Here is a 13,655-nt window from a genome sequence, read left to right on the forward strand (position 1 = left end):
ATGGCTTTTCTTAATCTCAAGCACCTGAAAAAAAGCTTCGGCGCCAATACCGTCGTTCACGATTTCAACCTTGCCGTCGAAAAAGGGGAATTTGTTTCCTTTCTCGGGCCATCGGGCTGCGGCAAGACAACCGTTCTGCGTATGATTGCCGGTTTTGAAAGCGCGGATCAGGGCGCAATCGAAATTGACGGCAAAGACGTTGTTGATCTCAAACCGAACCAGCGCAATATCGGTATGGTCTTTCAGGCCTATGCGCTGTTTCCAAACATGACGGTTGCGCAAAACGTGGCCTTTGGCCTGCGGGTTTCGGGCAAGCCGAAAGCTGAAATCGATGCAACGGTCAAGGAAATGCTCGGCCTTATCCGGCTTGAGCATCTTGCAGACCGCTATCCCTATCAGATGTCGGGTGGCCAGCAGCAGCGTGTTGCACTGGCGCGGGCATTGGCAACCAAACCGCAGGTACTTTTGCTGGACGAGCCGCTTTCTGCACTTGATGCAAAAATCCGTATCTCGCTGCGTCAGGAAATCCGTGCAATCCAACAAAAACTTGGCATTACCACGGTGTTTGTCACCCATGATCAGGAAGAAGCGCTGTCTATCTCGGATCGTATCGTCGTCATGCATGAAGGCAAGGCCGATCAGATTGGTACGCCATTCGATATTTACAATCGCCCGGCATCACGCTTCGTCGCTTCCTTCGTCGGCACGCTCAATATGCTTGAAGCATCAATAGCCCAACCGGATCAAAACAGCATTGAACTTGATGGGCATATGATCAAGGTGAATGAGGAGCTTGGCCATCATCCAAAGGGTAAGACGATCACCCTCGCGCTGCGCCCGGAAGCCGTCAGCATGGAAGCACGCAAAAGTCATGATACGGCGCTTGAGGCAACGATCGAAGACGTCCACTTCCTCGGCTCAGTTATTCGGACGCGCGTTGCCCTTGGCAGCAATCAGCTATCATTTGACACATTCAATGATCCGGCACACACGCCGCCTCAGCGCGGCGACAAAGTGACGGTGCATTTTGCAGCCCATGATCTGCTCGTTTTGGCCGATTAATTCATAGAAGTAACAAAAAAGCCGCCAAAACTGGCGGCTTTTTTGTGAAACTGGTGTTTATAGCATGTCAATTTTATGGCCCTTTTGTGATTTTCATCATTCAGGACCATAAAGTCAGGCTCTTAGCTGCCCCAGGGACCGTGGAAATCACCTTCCTTGTCGATGCGCTTGAAGCCGTGCGAACCGAAGAAATCACGCTGACCCTGAATGATATTGGCATTGCCCTGCGACTGGGTGAAGCTATCAAAATAGCTCAATGCCGAACCCAGTGCCGGAAGCGGCAGACCGGCAAGTGCTGACTGTGCAACAATCTTGCGAAGACCCTTCGATGCCTTGCCCATGCGTTCAACAAAGGCTGGAACCAGCAGAAGATTTTCGATGTCCTGACCTTCAAAGGCTTGCGCAATATCGTCAAGAAACTGAGAGCGGATAATGCAGCCTTCGCGCCAGATGCGGGCGGTAGTTGCAAGCGGAATATTCCAGCCATGCTCCTTGGAAGCTGCGGCCAGAACTGCAAAGCCCTGCGCATAGGCAACGATCTTGCCAGCCAGCAGCCCCTGCTCGAGATCAGCCAGGAACTGAGCCTGATCAGCAATATCAAGTGTGCGCGGCGCAGGCTTATAGGCTTTTTCAGCAGCCTGACGTTCAGCTTTCAGCGACGAGATCGAACGTGCATCAACGGCTGCTTCAATGCCGGTCGCAGGAACGCCAAGCATTTGTGCTTCAATCGCCGACCAGCGGCCAGTGCCCTTCTGTCCGGCCTGATCAAGGATCATATCGACCATTGCCTTGCCGGTTTCGGGATCAGTCGCCTTCAGAACTTTGGCAGTTATTTCAATCAGATAGGAATTGAGCGGACCTGCATTCCATTTCTCGAATACATCACCGATTGCAGGCGCCGAAAGGCCAAGACCATCACGCAGGATGCCATAAATTTCGGCAATCATCTGCATATCGGCATATTCGATACCGTTGTGAACAGTCTTCACAAAATGGCCTGCACCATCCGGCCCAACCAGCGCACAGCAGGATTCGCCCTTGTATTTTGCAGCAGCAGCCAAAAGAATTGGCGCAATACGATCATAAGCTTCCTGCGTACCGCCTACCATCATTGAAGGGCCGTGACGGGCACCTTCTGCACCGCCCGATACGCCCATGCCGACAAAGGTCGGATCGTTCGGACCAAGTGCTTTCAAACGACGCATCGTGTCACGATAATCGGAATTACCGGCATCGATCATGATGTCGCCCTTCTCAAGATAGGCCTTGAGGCGGGTGGTTTCGGCATCAACCGGAGCGCCGGCCTTGATCAGAAAGATGATCGGACGCGGCTTGCGAATATTGTCAGCCAGTTCTTCAAAAGTGGCGCAAGGGATGATCTTGTCACGCAAAGCGCCTGCTTTTTCGATGAATGCTTTCAGGACTGGCTCATCGCGGTCATAAACGGCTACTGTATAGCCTTTCTCGGCGATGTTCAGCGCAAGGTTTGAACCCATGACGCCAAGGCCAACCATTCCGATATCTGCTTTTTCCATTTTCTGCCCTTTTGAAACACAGCCATCCAGCTTGTTATACATAAATAGAGAGCTAGGGTCAGGACCCTAACAGACTGGACTGTCTTAGCTTTGACTATCGCATCATTAAGCGACAGCCTGTATCCTATTCTTGGGTGATCTAGGGCATATGACGCAATTTTGATAGGGCTTTTTCTAAAATACTAACCGATTTAAATACCCCACCCCTCTCGTATTTCCGATAGAACGGGGTTAGCAAACAAAAAACCGGGGATATGAGAGGCATTGGCGGGAAAACCATGACAAGCAAGCAACACGACGCAAAGCACTTTCGCTGGGGCATCTGGGGCACAGGCACTATTGCCAATGCTTTTGCCGCTGATATTCAGGCGAGCAATGATATGCGTGTGAGTGCCATATGCTCCCGTTCGCTTGAAACTGCTGAAACTTTTAAAACCCTTATCGGTGCAGACCATGCATTTGATGATGCATCGGCCTTTCTTGAATGTGCCGATTTTGATGCCGTCTATATCGCCACCCCCAATGCCATGCATGTATCTCAGACTTTACAGGCAATCGCCGCAGAAAAAGCGTGTCTCACGGAAAAGCCGCTGACACTTGATGCCGAGAGTGCAAGCCGGATTGCAGCGGCAAGCAAGGAACGCAATGTCTTTGCCATGGAAGCGATGTGGAGCCGTTTTCTGCCGGCCATTCATGCAGTGCGCGAATATATCAAAGCCGGGCGGATTGGCAGCGTTAAACGCATCGAGGCTGACCTCTCCTATTGGCGTGAAGAAGACCCGCAAAGCCGCTTTTTCAATCCCGCCCTTGGCGGTGGTGCCGCTTTTGATCTTGGTGTCTATCCTGTTTCGCTTGCCCTGAGTTTTCTGGGGCTGCCCGATGCATTCAGTGGAAGCTGGACAAAATCCAAAAGCGGCGTCGACATGCGCACAAAGATTACATTGAGCTATGCAAATGCGAAAACAGAACTCTCATGCGGCTTTGATCATGATGGTCAAAACCAGATGCTGATTGAAGGAACTGACGGTGCGATTCTTATTCACGCGCCATTTCTCAAAGCACAGCGTCTGACGATTTTTTCTGCAAAGATGCTGCATTCATCCCTTGGGCCAAAAGGCCCGGGCGGATTGATTGGCAAGGTTCTCAACCGTCTGCCACTGCCGGGCAGAACAATCGAGAATCATGCATTTTCCGGCAATGGATTGCAGTTTCAGGCGCAGGCTGTTCGCGATGCGCTCACACGTGGCGAGATTTCAAGCCCGGTCATGCCGCTGGAACACAGTGCTGCAGTGGCAAATATCATCAGCACTGTGCTTGCGCAAAACCCGGATTAAAAGCTGCTCTGCACCTTATAGGGTGCTGCATTTTCACCGGCATTGTTGAGCGCAAGAGCAACTTCGGTGATATGCAGAGCGACAGCGCCTGAAAAGAATGCCGTGGTACCCGTTTCAATGGCACGCGCCTGATCAGCCACGCCGCGCATGAAATCAATCTGTGACGGAAAGGATGGCAAGCGCAATGCATCGCCTTTTGGATAGGCAAGCTTGCTGCCAATGGCCGGTTTCCACGACAATGTCTTGCCGAGCTTTGCTTCCAGACGGCCAAAGACGCGAGACAGAATAGAGCGCTTACGATCAGTTGATTCAAGACGGACTGTAGAACGGTTGTTCCAAAGATCATCGACCGTAATCGAGCCTTTATCCGCAACAATCGTCAGGCTCCGATCTTTGGGCATGGCAAGACCGGACGTCAGACGCGCAACAAGGCCGGATTTGAAGCGCAGGCAACCGACCGAGAAATCAGGCGCCATGTGCAGATGCTCCGTGCCCGGTCCTTTATTCTGGAAAGTGATCGAAGAAAAAGCCGTAACAGTTTCAACCGGGCCAAACAGCGACACCAGCCATGAGAGTGCGTAGCCTGCATGTTCCAATGTGCAGCCAATTTCAAACTCATGCAGGCCCGGCCATGGCGCACCCGATTGCGAGCGCCAAGTCGCCCATTTGTCACGGAAAACCGGGCCGTCTTCCATCTCGGCATAGACCAGACGCGGCGTGCCGATCTCGCTCATCGAAGTTGCGACAAGCTTTTGTGCATCGCTCAAACCATTGGCAGGGGCTGCGGCAAGGGTAAGGCCTTTGGAGGATGCAAATTCAACCAAGGCTTTCGCATCATTGAAATCCATCGCCAGCGGCTTTTCCGAATAGACATGCTTGCCCGCCTCAAGTGCCGCGCGTGAAATCGCATAATGATTTTCCGGCGTGGTCAGGTTCAGCACAATCTGCACATCTTTATCAGCAAATACGGCCTCAAGGCTCTCATAAGCGCGCAGCTTATAATGTGCCGCAAAAACCTTCAGCCGCTCTGATGAACGATCATAAACACCAAGCAGCTTTAGCTGCGGGTAATTTTGCAGCGTCGTCATGTAGTAATCAGCGACGAAGCCCGTGCCAATGAGTGCAATATTCATGCTAACTCCGATCAGAGCATTTCCAGCAAAAGTGCGAAGCGGTTTTGCGTAGGATAATGCGTAAAAACAAAACGATAGAGCAGTTCTTACGTTTCCTTTTCAACAGGAACTGCTCTAAACAGCCCGTTTGGGGATGGTGACTTTGGCTGTCATCGCCAAGCCAAAAATTGCAAAAACAAGCATGAGCCAGACCGGGTCCATACGACGAAAGAAAAAGCTTTCCAGCATTGCATTAAGCGTGCCAAAAAACACATACATCAGGAAGAAATCTGCAAGAAGCAGGTTCTCGCGTTTGGGTCTGCAGCGCATATAATTGACCAAAGGCATTATGATGATCACAGCAATCGCACAAAGCAATGCCGGAATCCCCATTGTGACGGCTATATCCAGATAACCATTATGCCCGTGCACAATGCCACGCACATCCCAATCGAGATAATAGGGTTTGGCAGCCTCTTTCGCGACATCGCCACCCCAGAAACTTTCATAGCCAAAACCCGTCCACGGACGATGATGCAATGCATCAATTGCAAAAGCCCAGATCGATGTTCGACCGGTAAAAGTTGGGTCAACAGAGCTATTTTGCACAATCTGTTGTATCGGCTCAAACAGCACAGTGCCGATGGTAAAAAGCGCAAACAAAAGCTGCGTGATAAATATTATCAAAGGCGCAAGGCCACGCAGCCCAAACAGGCCGGGGATGATCACAAGCAACATAGCAAAGGGCACAAGGGCGACTGTGGTTTTTGACCCCGTATGCGCGACAAAAAACAACGCAAGCACGGCAATCAGTGCGCCACTGATCCGCCAGCCGCGCCGCCACAGATAAATGCCTGCAAAGGCAAAAAACGCCATAACAGGTCCAGCAATATTCTTGTGCGTAAACACCCCTCGCCAAAGAAATGAATTCTGCGGCTCGCCGGTATCAAACCCATGGGTGCCAAGATTGGGCAGAAAAACAACACCCGCATATGAGATGAAAATGACAATGAATGCCGCAATGAGCAGCATCCAGGAATAGCTCTCCCCATCCTGCGGCAAGGAGAGTACAGCGAGGATCGCAAGCACACCGATCATGGTCAGCATGATACCGCGAATTGCCGTGCCCGGATCAATGCTTGTGAAAGCTGACATCAACAAAAAGCCGAACATTAACAGCCAGCCGGGACTGATCAGCCGCAAAAGCCGGGCAGGATTGGCCAGCATCGCCATTGATGCCAGCGCCAGCATTCCGACAAGCCCGAAACCAATCTGGGTGACTGCATCACCGGCCTGTTGCCCATCTGCCGCCACAAAAGGGGAAAACGGGCGAAAGGAAATCAGCAAAATGCAGAATATAGTCGTCGCGATGACGAGCGCAGTCTTGCGCATCGTCATCCTCAACGGATCGGACAAGGCCCGATCAGTTTTTGTCCGGGTTGCGATACTGCTCATTCAGATATCCAAAATGCGCCATAACCCGACCAAGACCAATATGGATAAAGTAGGTGCCAACAGGCGCAAAACCGGCAGCAACACCTCTTCTCACAGCCTTGATTGGCGAATAGGCCAGAAGAGCAAGGCTTTTCAGGAATACACGCAGCTGACCAAATGGCTCGTCCTTGCGTTTACGCTGTTCAATCAGCGTTGAAAGAACACCATTGCGAAGACCGCGTGATCTGATCCAGTCATTTTCCAGACGGCGCTCAGGAATAGTTTCGCGTACAATGCCTTCAGCACACCAGGCAACTTTAAAACCCTTGGCAATGGAACGCGACAGGAAGTCTGAATCACCACCACCGGTAAAGTTGAATTTGAGATCCATAAATGGATAGCTGTGAGCCTCGATAACTGCACGCGCAATCAGCAGATTGCCCGACGAATAGATAATCGGAACCGGGCCAGTCTTGGTATAATGCGGCAGAAAGATAGGGTGTTTTTTCCACTTGTCCGAATTTGGCTTTTCAAAGATCGGATATTGCGGACCGCCAACCAGACTGGCATCATAACGCTCAGCGGTCGCAACCATATTCTCGATCCAGTCAGGATCAGCCAGCTCATCATCATCAATGACAATGATATATTTATAGTTCGGGAAATACTTCGTCGCCGTCAGCCAGCCAGCATTATAGGCGTTGCAATTGCCGCGATGCGATTCACCGATCAGCATGCCCCTGTATTTGCCCGCATCGAAAAGAGGGGCTGCAACAGTCGCGCCTTCCTTCTTTTCAGTCTCGTTCTCAATCACAACAACGGCCCATTTACGCTTGGTCGTCTGTGCATTGAGTGTATCGAGCGTTCTGATCAGATGTTCCGGCCTGCGAAAGGTCGGAAGAGAAACGACGATTTCAATTTCCTCATAGGGAAGATCAGGTGTTTTAGCAATTACTTCAATATGATCTGGTAAATCTGTCATCTCAGCTTCCAATTATTTCAGAGATTTGTATTTCTATGTTTAACCTTCCACTATTGATAAACGCTTAAAGAAAAGTTCACTTCATGGCTGTAGAGACTGCTATTAACAAACACACGCTAAAATTGGTCAGGAACTGAATGCAACCGTTACGCCTTGTCTTCGTGACATCTCTTGTTCCGCATGCCGTGGCCGCAACAGGTTATGAAGTGGCCAATGCTGCCGTGATCGATGGTCTGCGTCGCGCGGGCGCACAGGTTACCGTTATCGGCTTTACATGGCCGGGCCATGAGGCGGCCGAGAGCAAAGACACGATCGTTCTTGGCGAAGTCGAAGTGCGAACCGAAGGAGCAGGTCTCAAGCGCAAGGTGGGCTGGGTGCTGAAATCCTTCCTGAGCGGGCTTACGGTTTCCTCAGCCAAGCTACGGGTGATCCCGGCTGTCGAAATACGCGAGGCGATAGCTGATCTGGGGGATTTTGATGCCTATGTTCTCAATGGCGTCACTCTTCCCGGCGCATTCGAAGATGTTTTCAAAGACAAGCCCTCACTCTTCATTGCCCATAATGTCGAACACCGTTCAGCAGAAGAAAATGCCGCCGATGCCAAAGGGAAAATTCAGAAATTCCTGTTTGGTCGCGAAGCACGGATTCTCAAAAAGCTTGAAAAGCGCCTCTGTGAACAGGCCTGCTTTGTCTTTACATTCGCAGAAGATGATGGCCCTGCCCTTGGCCTGTCAGCGGAAAAATTTGCAACCCTGCCGCTGGTCATGCCCGTAAACAATGCCAAAACGAAAGCCCAGCCAGCAGAATATGACCTTGCATTGATTGGCACATGGACATGGCACCCCAATCGCATTGGTCTTGAATGGTTTCTGCGCGAGGTAAAACCTTTGCTGCCCGAAACTGTTTCTATAGCAATAGCCGGCAATACACCGGCTGACCTCATTGCAGCCTATCCCGGTGTCAATTTCGTCGGCAAAGTACCGGATGCGACCGAATTTGTGGAAAAATGCCGGCTCGTTCCGCTGATCAGCCGTGCAGGTACCGGTGTTCAGCTAAAAACGATTGAAACATTTGAACTTGGACTGCCAAGTGTGGCGACCGCACATTCAGTGCGCGGTATTGGCAATATTCCGGCCAATTGCACCATCGCCGACAAGCCGGCTGAATTTGCTCAGGCCATTATTGAGCAATTAAAAGCAATTAATGAGGGTGACAGCCAGCGACTGAATGGTAAAGCCTTCAAACAGGCACAGATTGCAGGCATGGACAGCGCTATCGCCCAAGGTTTAAAGAAGCTTCAGGATGTCACAGGAAAAGCAAACTGAATATGACGCAAAATTCATCCGAAAAACTCAAATATCGAAATATTCTCGGCATCAAGGTCGCCTGTTTCGATTGGGACAGTTCATTTGCTTATTTTGAAAAGCGGATTGAAAACCGCGAATTCCTGAAACAGGGTTGGCTTAATGCCAATAATGCCAATATTGCGCATGAAAACCCGGACTATATGGCTGCGCTGAAAAATTTCCTGATATTGCCTGACGGTATCGGTGTCGATATTGCCAGCAAGGTTGCCTATGGTGAAATATTTCCGGCCAATCTGAATGGTACCGATTTTATTCCCGGTCTGATGCAGCACATCAAGCGTCCGATGAAAATAGCCCTTTTGGGCGGCGGCCCGGGCGTTGCAGCAGAAACTGCCATATTGTTTAAAACCCAGATTCCACAGCATGATTATCGCGTCATTGCGGATGGTTATTTCAAGCCCGATGCGCTCAATGATATTCTTGCGCAGATAAAGGATTACCACCCGGATATGCTGCTTGTCGCCATGGGGGTTCCACGACAGGAGCTGTTCATCGACCAGCATATTACAGCCGGGCATTGCACGATTGCGAGCGCTGTCGGCGCCTTGTTTGATCTGCATACTGGCCGCGTGCAGCGTGCACCGGGCTGGGTCCGCACGCTCAAAATGGAGTGGCTGCACCGCCTTTCACAAGAGCCGCGCCGTCTGGCAAAACGCTATCTCATCGGCAATCCGGTCTTCCTGTGGCGGGTCGCCAGGAACAAGCTTTCAGGGGGCAAACCTTGAAGACAGCGATTGTTACGGCAAGCTGGGATCAGGATTTTGAACGCTGCAAGCTCCTGTGTGAAACCATGGATAAATATGTCACCGGTTTCACCAAGCATTATATTCTTGTCGACAGTAAAGATGTTGCGCTCTTTCGTAAAATAGAGAGCACAAACCGCATCGTCATCGATGAACGCGATCTGCTGCCTTCATGGCTGCGTCCTTTCCCGGACCCGACCTATCTGGGCCGACGGCGCGTCTGGCTGTCGCTCAAGACAAAGCCCTTGCGCGGCTGGCATGTGCAGCAATTGCGCCGCATCGCCCTTGCCAGCAAGGTCGATGAAGACGGCCTTCTCTATACCGATTCCGATACGGCCTTTGTGCGTGACTTTGATTGCAGCAAATTATGGCATGGCGACAAGTTACGCCTGTTTTACCGGCCCAATGCGCTTGCCAATCCCGAATGGCCCGAGCATCCGGTCTGGGCTGAAAATGCCGGCAAACTTCTTGGCGTCAAGAATGGTAAAAGTTTTCTGAATGACTATATCGGCCAGCTTGTGTCATGGCGCAGAGATTCAGTCATCGAAATGTGCAAGCGTATCGAAGAACACACAGGGCAACATTGGGTTGCAGCGATTGGCAATGTCCGCCGCTTTTCCGAATGCTTCATATATGGTCATTATGTCGATGATGTTCTGGAAGGGGCCGGACACTTCCACGACACCCATGATCTTTGCCGTATGCAATGGTTCGCCCCGCCTCCCACAGAGGAGGAATTTCGCACTTTTATTGCTGAAATGGAGCCGCATCAGGTCGCCATCGGAATGCAGTCATTCCTCAGCCTCTCGGTCGCAGATATCCGGCGTATCATTGGCGCGTAATTGCCCCCGGAGTGGTCATGCTCCGGGCATTACACCCGTTTTGCAGGCAATCGCATACTCGTATAGGTGAAAACCAGCGACAGAAGATAAATCCCTGCAAAGACAAAATTCAAGCCGACAATCCAGTCACTATTATCACCATAATTGACAAGAAGCTGCCAGACAAACAAAGCCTTGGCCGCTGTCATCAAAACCATGCTTATGGTGCGCAAGCCTGACTGTCCGCGCGCGTATAAAATCTCTGTCTGATACTCAATCAGATTGCGAAAACCCGGAACCAGCAGAACCAGTGGCAAAAGACCGACGATCGGTGCAACACTTGCACCCAGTGCATTTGGAAAGAAATGCAGAAAAACCACCATCGCGCCAAGACCCGCGACGGAAACTGCAAATACGGCAAGCTCGAGTCCAGCCCTGATGCGCAGGGAAGCGAGCATATCAGGGGTCCGCATGAGCTTCTGAACCAGAAGCATGTTGAAAGAACGGATCGGCAGCGCTGTGAGGTCCACAAGCCGCATGATGATTGCGTAAATACCGGCAGTCGTTGGACCGCCAATACTTAAAACCAGAAGCTTGTCGAGTTCGCTCTGGATATAGAAAAGCAGCTCTGCACCCATGACGGCAATGGAATCTGAAACACGCCGGAGATAAAGACGCAACTCAAAGCGCAATTTCACTTTCGGATAGAACCACAATGCAACAATCAGCGCGACAGCATTGGCTGCAAGATACCACCAGGCCCAATGCGCAACATCATGGGTGGAGGCTAAAAACATAAACAAAACGGCAGCTATCGCGCGTGTGCTTGTGCCAAAAATCACCAGAAATGCAGAGATTCCAAACCGGCGCAGCCCATTATTGACAATGATGATCATTTCGATTGAGCGCCACAAAAGCGCTTCTGCAATCACCACCACAGCAAATGGCAAGAATGGAATATCGCGACTGAAAAACACAAAATAGACCAGCCATGAGCATAGGGCGAAAAGCGGCAGTGAAAGCACGACCGCAGCAAGATAACCCGTGGTATATGTGCCAAGCAGCAGGGGCTTAACGGTCGAAATGCGATAAAGTGGTGAACTGAAACCAAGCGAAACCAGACGCGACAACACAACGCCAGTCCCCGAAGCGGTCGCAAAAATACCAAAATCCCCTGTCGGCAGGCTATTGGCGAGTGCAATGAAATAAAGAAGCGAGACCACAAGCCTTCCAGCGGAACCGGAAAACAGCGAGAAAAAATCCCGTATCATGGAGCCCCGGCTTCCCAATAATCTCTGGACTGCTTTCGCGATCACCCAAACGCCTCATCTTTATATTTCATAATGCTTATTTAGTTACCTATACTAATCCGCAGAACAAAACTTAGCCGAAAAGACTTAATTAAAAAGAACCAAGTCAATTTCGATCAGCAAATTAACCATTTGTTCTGCACAAAAACATATAATCGCCTCAGATAAGTCATTTCGGGATACGGAAATCTTTGACGATGAATGGTGAGGACAAGCGCAACAAAGGAAGAGAGGATAAGCCTCTTCTGGCATTTTCAGACGCGTCAAAGACAGACCGCGAAGAATTTGCCATGCGCGATGATGAGCAACCATCGATAATCCCGCCATGGACACCGCCAGCCAAACCGGAAGAGCGCACTGAATTTTTCCGTAAACAAAATGAAAAGACGGCTGCTGAAGAACACGACGTTTCTGAGCTGCGCACGCGCATGGCATCAATCAGGGCCGAGCTTGAGCGCAAGATCGCCGAGCACGAAAATGCCTCAAAAGCAGAGCAATCTGCTGCACGTGCTATAACACCGCAAGCAAGTGCGGCAGAGGAAAAACTGCCATTGCAACAGATTGATCCTGAGAGCGAATGGAAGCCGCTGATCGATCCGCGGGCTGCATTTGAAGTGGTGCGCGGCGCACGCAAGCTGCTGATTGCAACAACCCTGCTTGGCGGCATTATCGCTACACTTTATGCGCTCACCATTCCGCAGATGTATGTTGCTTCAACCGATCTTCTGGTTGACCCGCGCAACATTAAAACCGTTGGAACAGAGCTGACGCCTGGGCAATTGCCAACCGATGCTTCACTGGCCATTGCTGAAAGCCAGGCTCGCATGCTTGATTCAAGCAGTGTTTTGCTCAAAGTCATCAAACAGGCCGACCTTACAAAAGACCCGGAATTTAACGGCAGCTTTGTGCCGACTGGCATTGCAGGTTTTTTTGCGCAACTTAAAAACCTGTGGGAGACAAAAACCACAAGCGATGGTCAGGCGCTGGAAACCCGCGTCCTCTATAATCTCTATGACAGTATCACGATCGGGCGTGATCCCAAGACCTTCATTTACTCAATCGCGGTCAAAACCCGCAACCCGGAAAAATCGGCTGAAATCGCCAATCTCATTGGTTCTGTCTTTCAGGAAGAACTTGATTCCGTACAATCCGATGCTGCCAGACGCAATGCAGAAGAGCTTTCAAAACGTCTTGCAGACATGCGGGCCAATGTTGAAGCAGCAGAAAAAGCCGCAGCAGATTTTCGTGCCACACGCGATCTGGTTGATGTCGATGGCAAGCTGATCAGCGACAGTGATCTGGCACGCCTCAATGACCAGTTGACCAATCAACGCGCCGAAACCATGCGGGCGCAGGCGCGGGTTCAGGTGCTCAATGATACCAATACCGGCAGTGTTATTGCCGGCACCCTGCCAGAAGATCTGCGTTCCAACACGCTCACAGCATTGCGTGCGCAATATGCGCTGGCAAGCCAGAACGCCAATAGTGCATCGTCCCAGCTTGGCCCGCGACACCCGCAATTCATTCAGCTTCAATCACAAAAACAGACAGTTCTGAATGATATTGATGCGGAATTGCGCCGTATCCGCGCATCTTTACAGGTAGAAGTTGCCCGTTCCGTTCAGCAGGAGAAAGACCTGAGCGCAAGGCTTGCGCAACTCAAGTCGCAACTTGCCAACAGCAATAATGATCGCGTGAAACTACGCGAGCTGGAGCGGGAGGCAACAACATTGCGCTCCGTCTATGAAGCTTTTCTGCTGCGCACGCGTGAAACAAGTGAACAGGAAGGCATCACAACAACCAATGTTCGTGTGATCTCGGAGGCACGGCCTCCGCTTGATCCGGCAGGATCGTCGCGCAAACTGATCGTGATTGCAGGTTTGATTGCAGGCTTTATGGTGGGGCTTCTCATTACAGCCGTCCGCAATTTCGGACGGCTGGTGCGCCTGAATTAG

At 51.0% G+C, this 13,655-nt stretch carries 11 protein-coding genes; 6 read left to right on the forward strand and 5 right to left on the reverse strand.

Annotated elements, in window-relative coordinates; genetic code table 11:
* Positions 1–1,062, forward strand: coding sequence for an ABC transporter ATP-binding protein (locus FHY56_RS14245; protein ID WP_140905826.1), 1,062 nt, complete (start codon positions 1–3; stop codon positions 1,060–1,062).
* 122 nt (positions 1,063–1,184) lie between these two features.
* On the opposite strand, the gene gndA is transcribed toward FHY56_RS14245, so the two are convergent.
* Positions 1,185–2,597, reverse strand: a complete 1,413-nt coding sequence (gene gndA, locus FHY56_RS14250) for an NADP-dependent phosphogluconate dehydrogenase (RefSeq protein ID WP_140905827.1) — start codon at positions 2,595–2,597, stop codon at positions 1,185–1,187.
* Positions 2,598–2,875: 278 nt separating this feature from the next.
* Here gndA and FHY56_RS14255 point away from each other — a divergent pair, with 278 nt between their 5' ends.
* Positions 2,876–3,931 (forward strand): Gfo/Idh/MocA family protein, encoded by a 1,056-nt coding sequence (locus FHY56_RS14255; RefSeq protein WP_140905828.1) that lies wholly within the window; start codon positions 2,876–2,878, stop codon positions 3,929–3,931.
* Here FHY56_RS14255 and FHY56_RS14260 read toward each other — a convergent pair.
* The 3 genes from FHY56_RS14260 to FHY56_RS14270 all read right to left on the reverse strand — a co-directional run bounded on the left by FHY56_RS14260 (position 3,928) and on the right by FHY56_RS14270 (position 7,459).
* Positions 3,928–5,064 carry a Gfo/Idh/MocA family protein gene (locus FHY56_RS14260; RefSeq protein ID WP_140905829.1) on the reverse strand — a complete coding sequence of 379 codons (1,137 nt, stop codon included), beginning with the start codon at positions 5,062–5,064 and terminating at the stop codon, positions 3,928–3,930. The two genes, FHY56_RS14255 and FHY56_RS14260, sit on opposite strands and share 4 nt — an antisense overlap.
* Positions 5,065–5,178: 114 nt before the next feature.
* Entirely contained in the window at positions 5,179–6,498 is a 1,320-nt protein-coding gene (locus FHY56_RS14265; RefSeq protein ID WP_140905830.1) for an O-antigen ligase family protein, read from the reverse strand.
* Positions 6,467–7,459, reverse strand: a complete 993-nt coding sequence (locus FHY56_RS14270; RefSeq protein ID WP_140905831.1) for a glycosyltransferase family 2 protein — start codon at positions 7,457–7,459, stop codon at positions 6,467–6,469. The genes FHY56_RS14265 and FHY56_RS14270 overlap by 32 nt, the downstream gene beginning before the upstream one ends.
* A 137-nt stretch (positions 7,460–7,596) precedes the next feature.
* Here FHY56_RS14270 and FHY56_RS14275 point away from each other — a divergent pair, with 137 nt between their 5' ends.
* Genes FHY56_RS14275 through FHY56_RS14285 form a run of 3 tightly spaced genes read left to right on the forward strand, consistent with a single transcriptional unit; the run spans position 7,597 to position 10,411 of the window.
* Positions 7,597–8,784, forward strand: a complete 1,188-nt coding sequence (locus tag FHY56_RS14275) for a glycosyltransferase (RefSeq protein WP_140905832.1) — start codon at positions 7,597–7,599, stop codon at positions 8,782–8,784.
* A gap of 2 nt (positions 8,785–8,786) precedes the next feature.
* On the forward strand, positions 8,787–9,551 hold the full coding sequence (locus FHY56_RS14280) for a WecB/TagA/CpsF family glycosyltransferase (protein WP_140905833.1): 765 nt from the start codon (positions 8,787–8,789) through the stop codon (positions 9,549–9,551).
* Positions 9,548–10,411 carry a DUF6492 family protein gene (locus FHY56_RS14285; protein ID WP_140905834.1) on the forward strand — a complete coding sequence of 288 codons (864 nt, stop codon included), beginning with the start codon at positions 9,548–9,550 and terminating at the stop codon, positions 10,409–10,411. Before FHY56_RS14280 ends, FHY56_RS14285 begins: the two co-directional genes overlap by 4 nt.
* Before the next feature lie 29 nt (positions 10,412–10,440).
* Here the strand turns inward: FHY56_RS14285 and FHY56_RS14290 are convergent, their stop codons facing one another.
* Positions 10,441–11,661, reverse strand: a complete 1,221-nt coding sequence (locus FHY56_RS14290) for a lipopolysaccharide biosynthesis protein (protein ID WP_376890549.1) — start codon at positions 11,659–11,661, stop codon at positions 10,441–10,443.
* A gap of 236 nt (positions 11,662–11,897) precedes the next feature.
* Between FHY56_RS14290 and FHY56_RS14295 the strand changes: the two genes are divergently transcribed.
* Complete coding sequence (locus tag FHY56_RS14295) at positions 11,898–13,655, forward strand: GumC family protein (protein ID WP_140905836.1); 1,758 nt, start codon at positions 11,898–11,900, stop codon at positions 13,653–13,655.

Source organism: Brucella gallinifaecis (assembly GCF_006476605.1).
Classification (GTDB): Bacteria; Pseudomonadota; Alphaproteobacteria; order Rhizobiales; family Rhizobiaceae; genus Brucella; species Brucella gallinifaecis.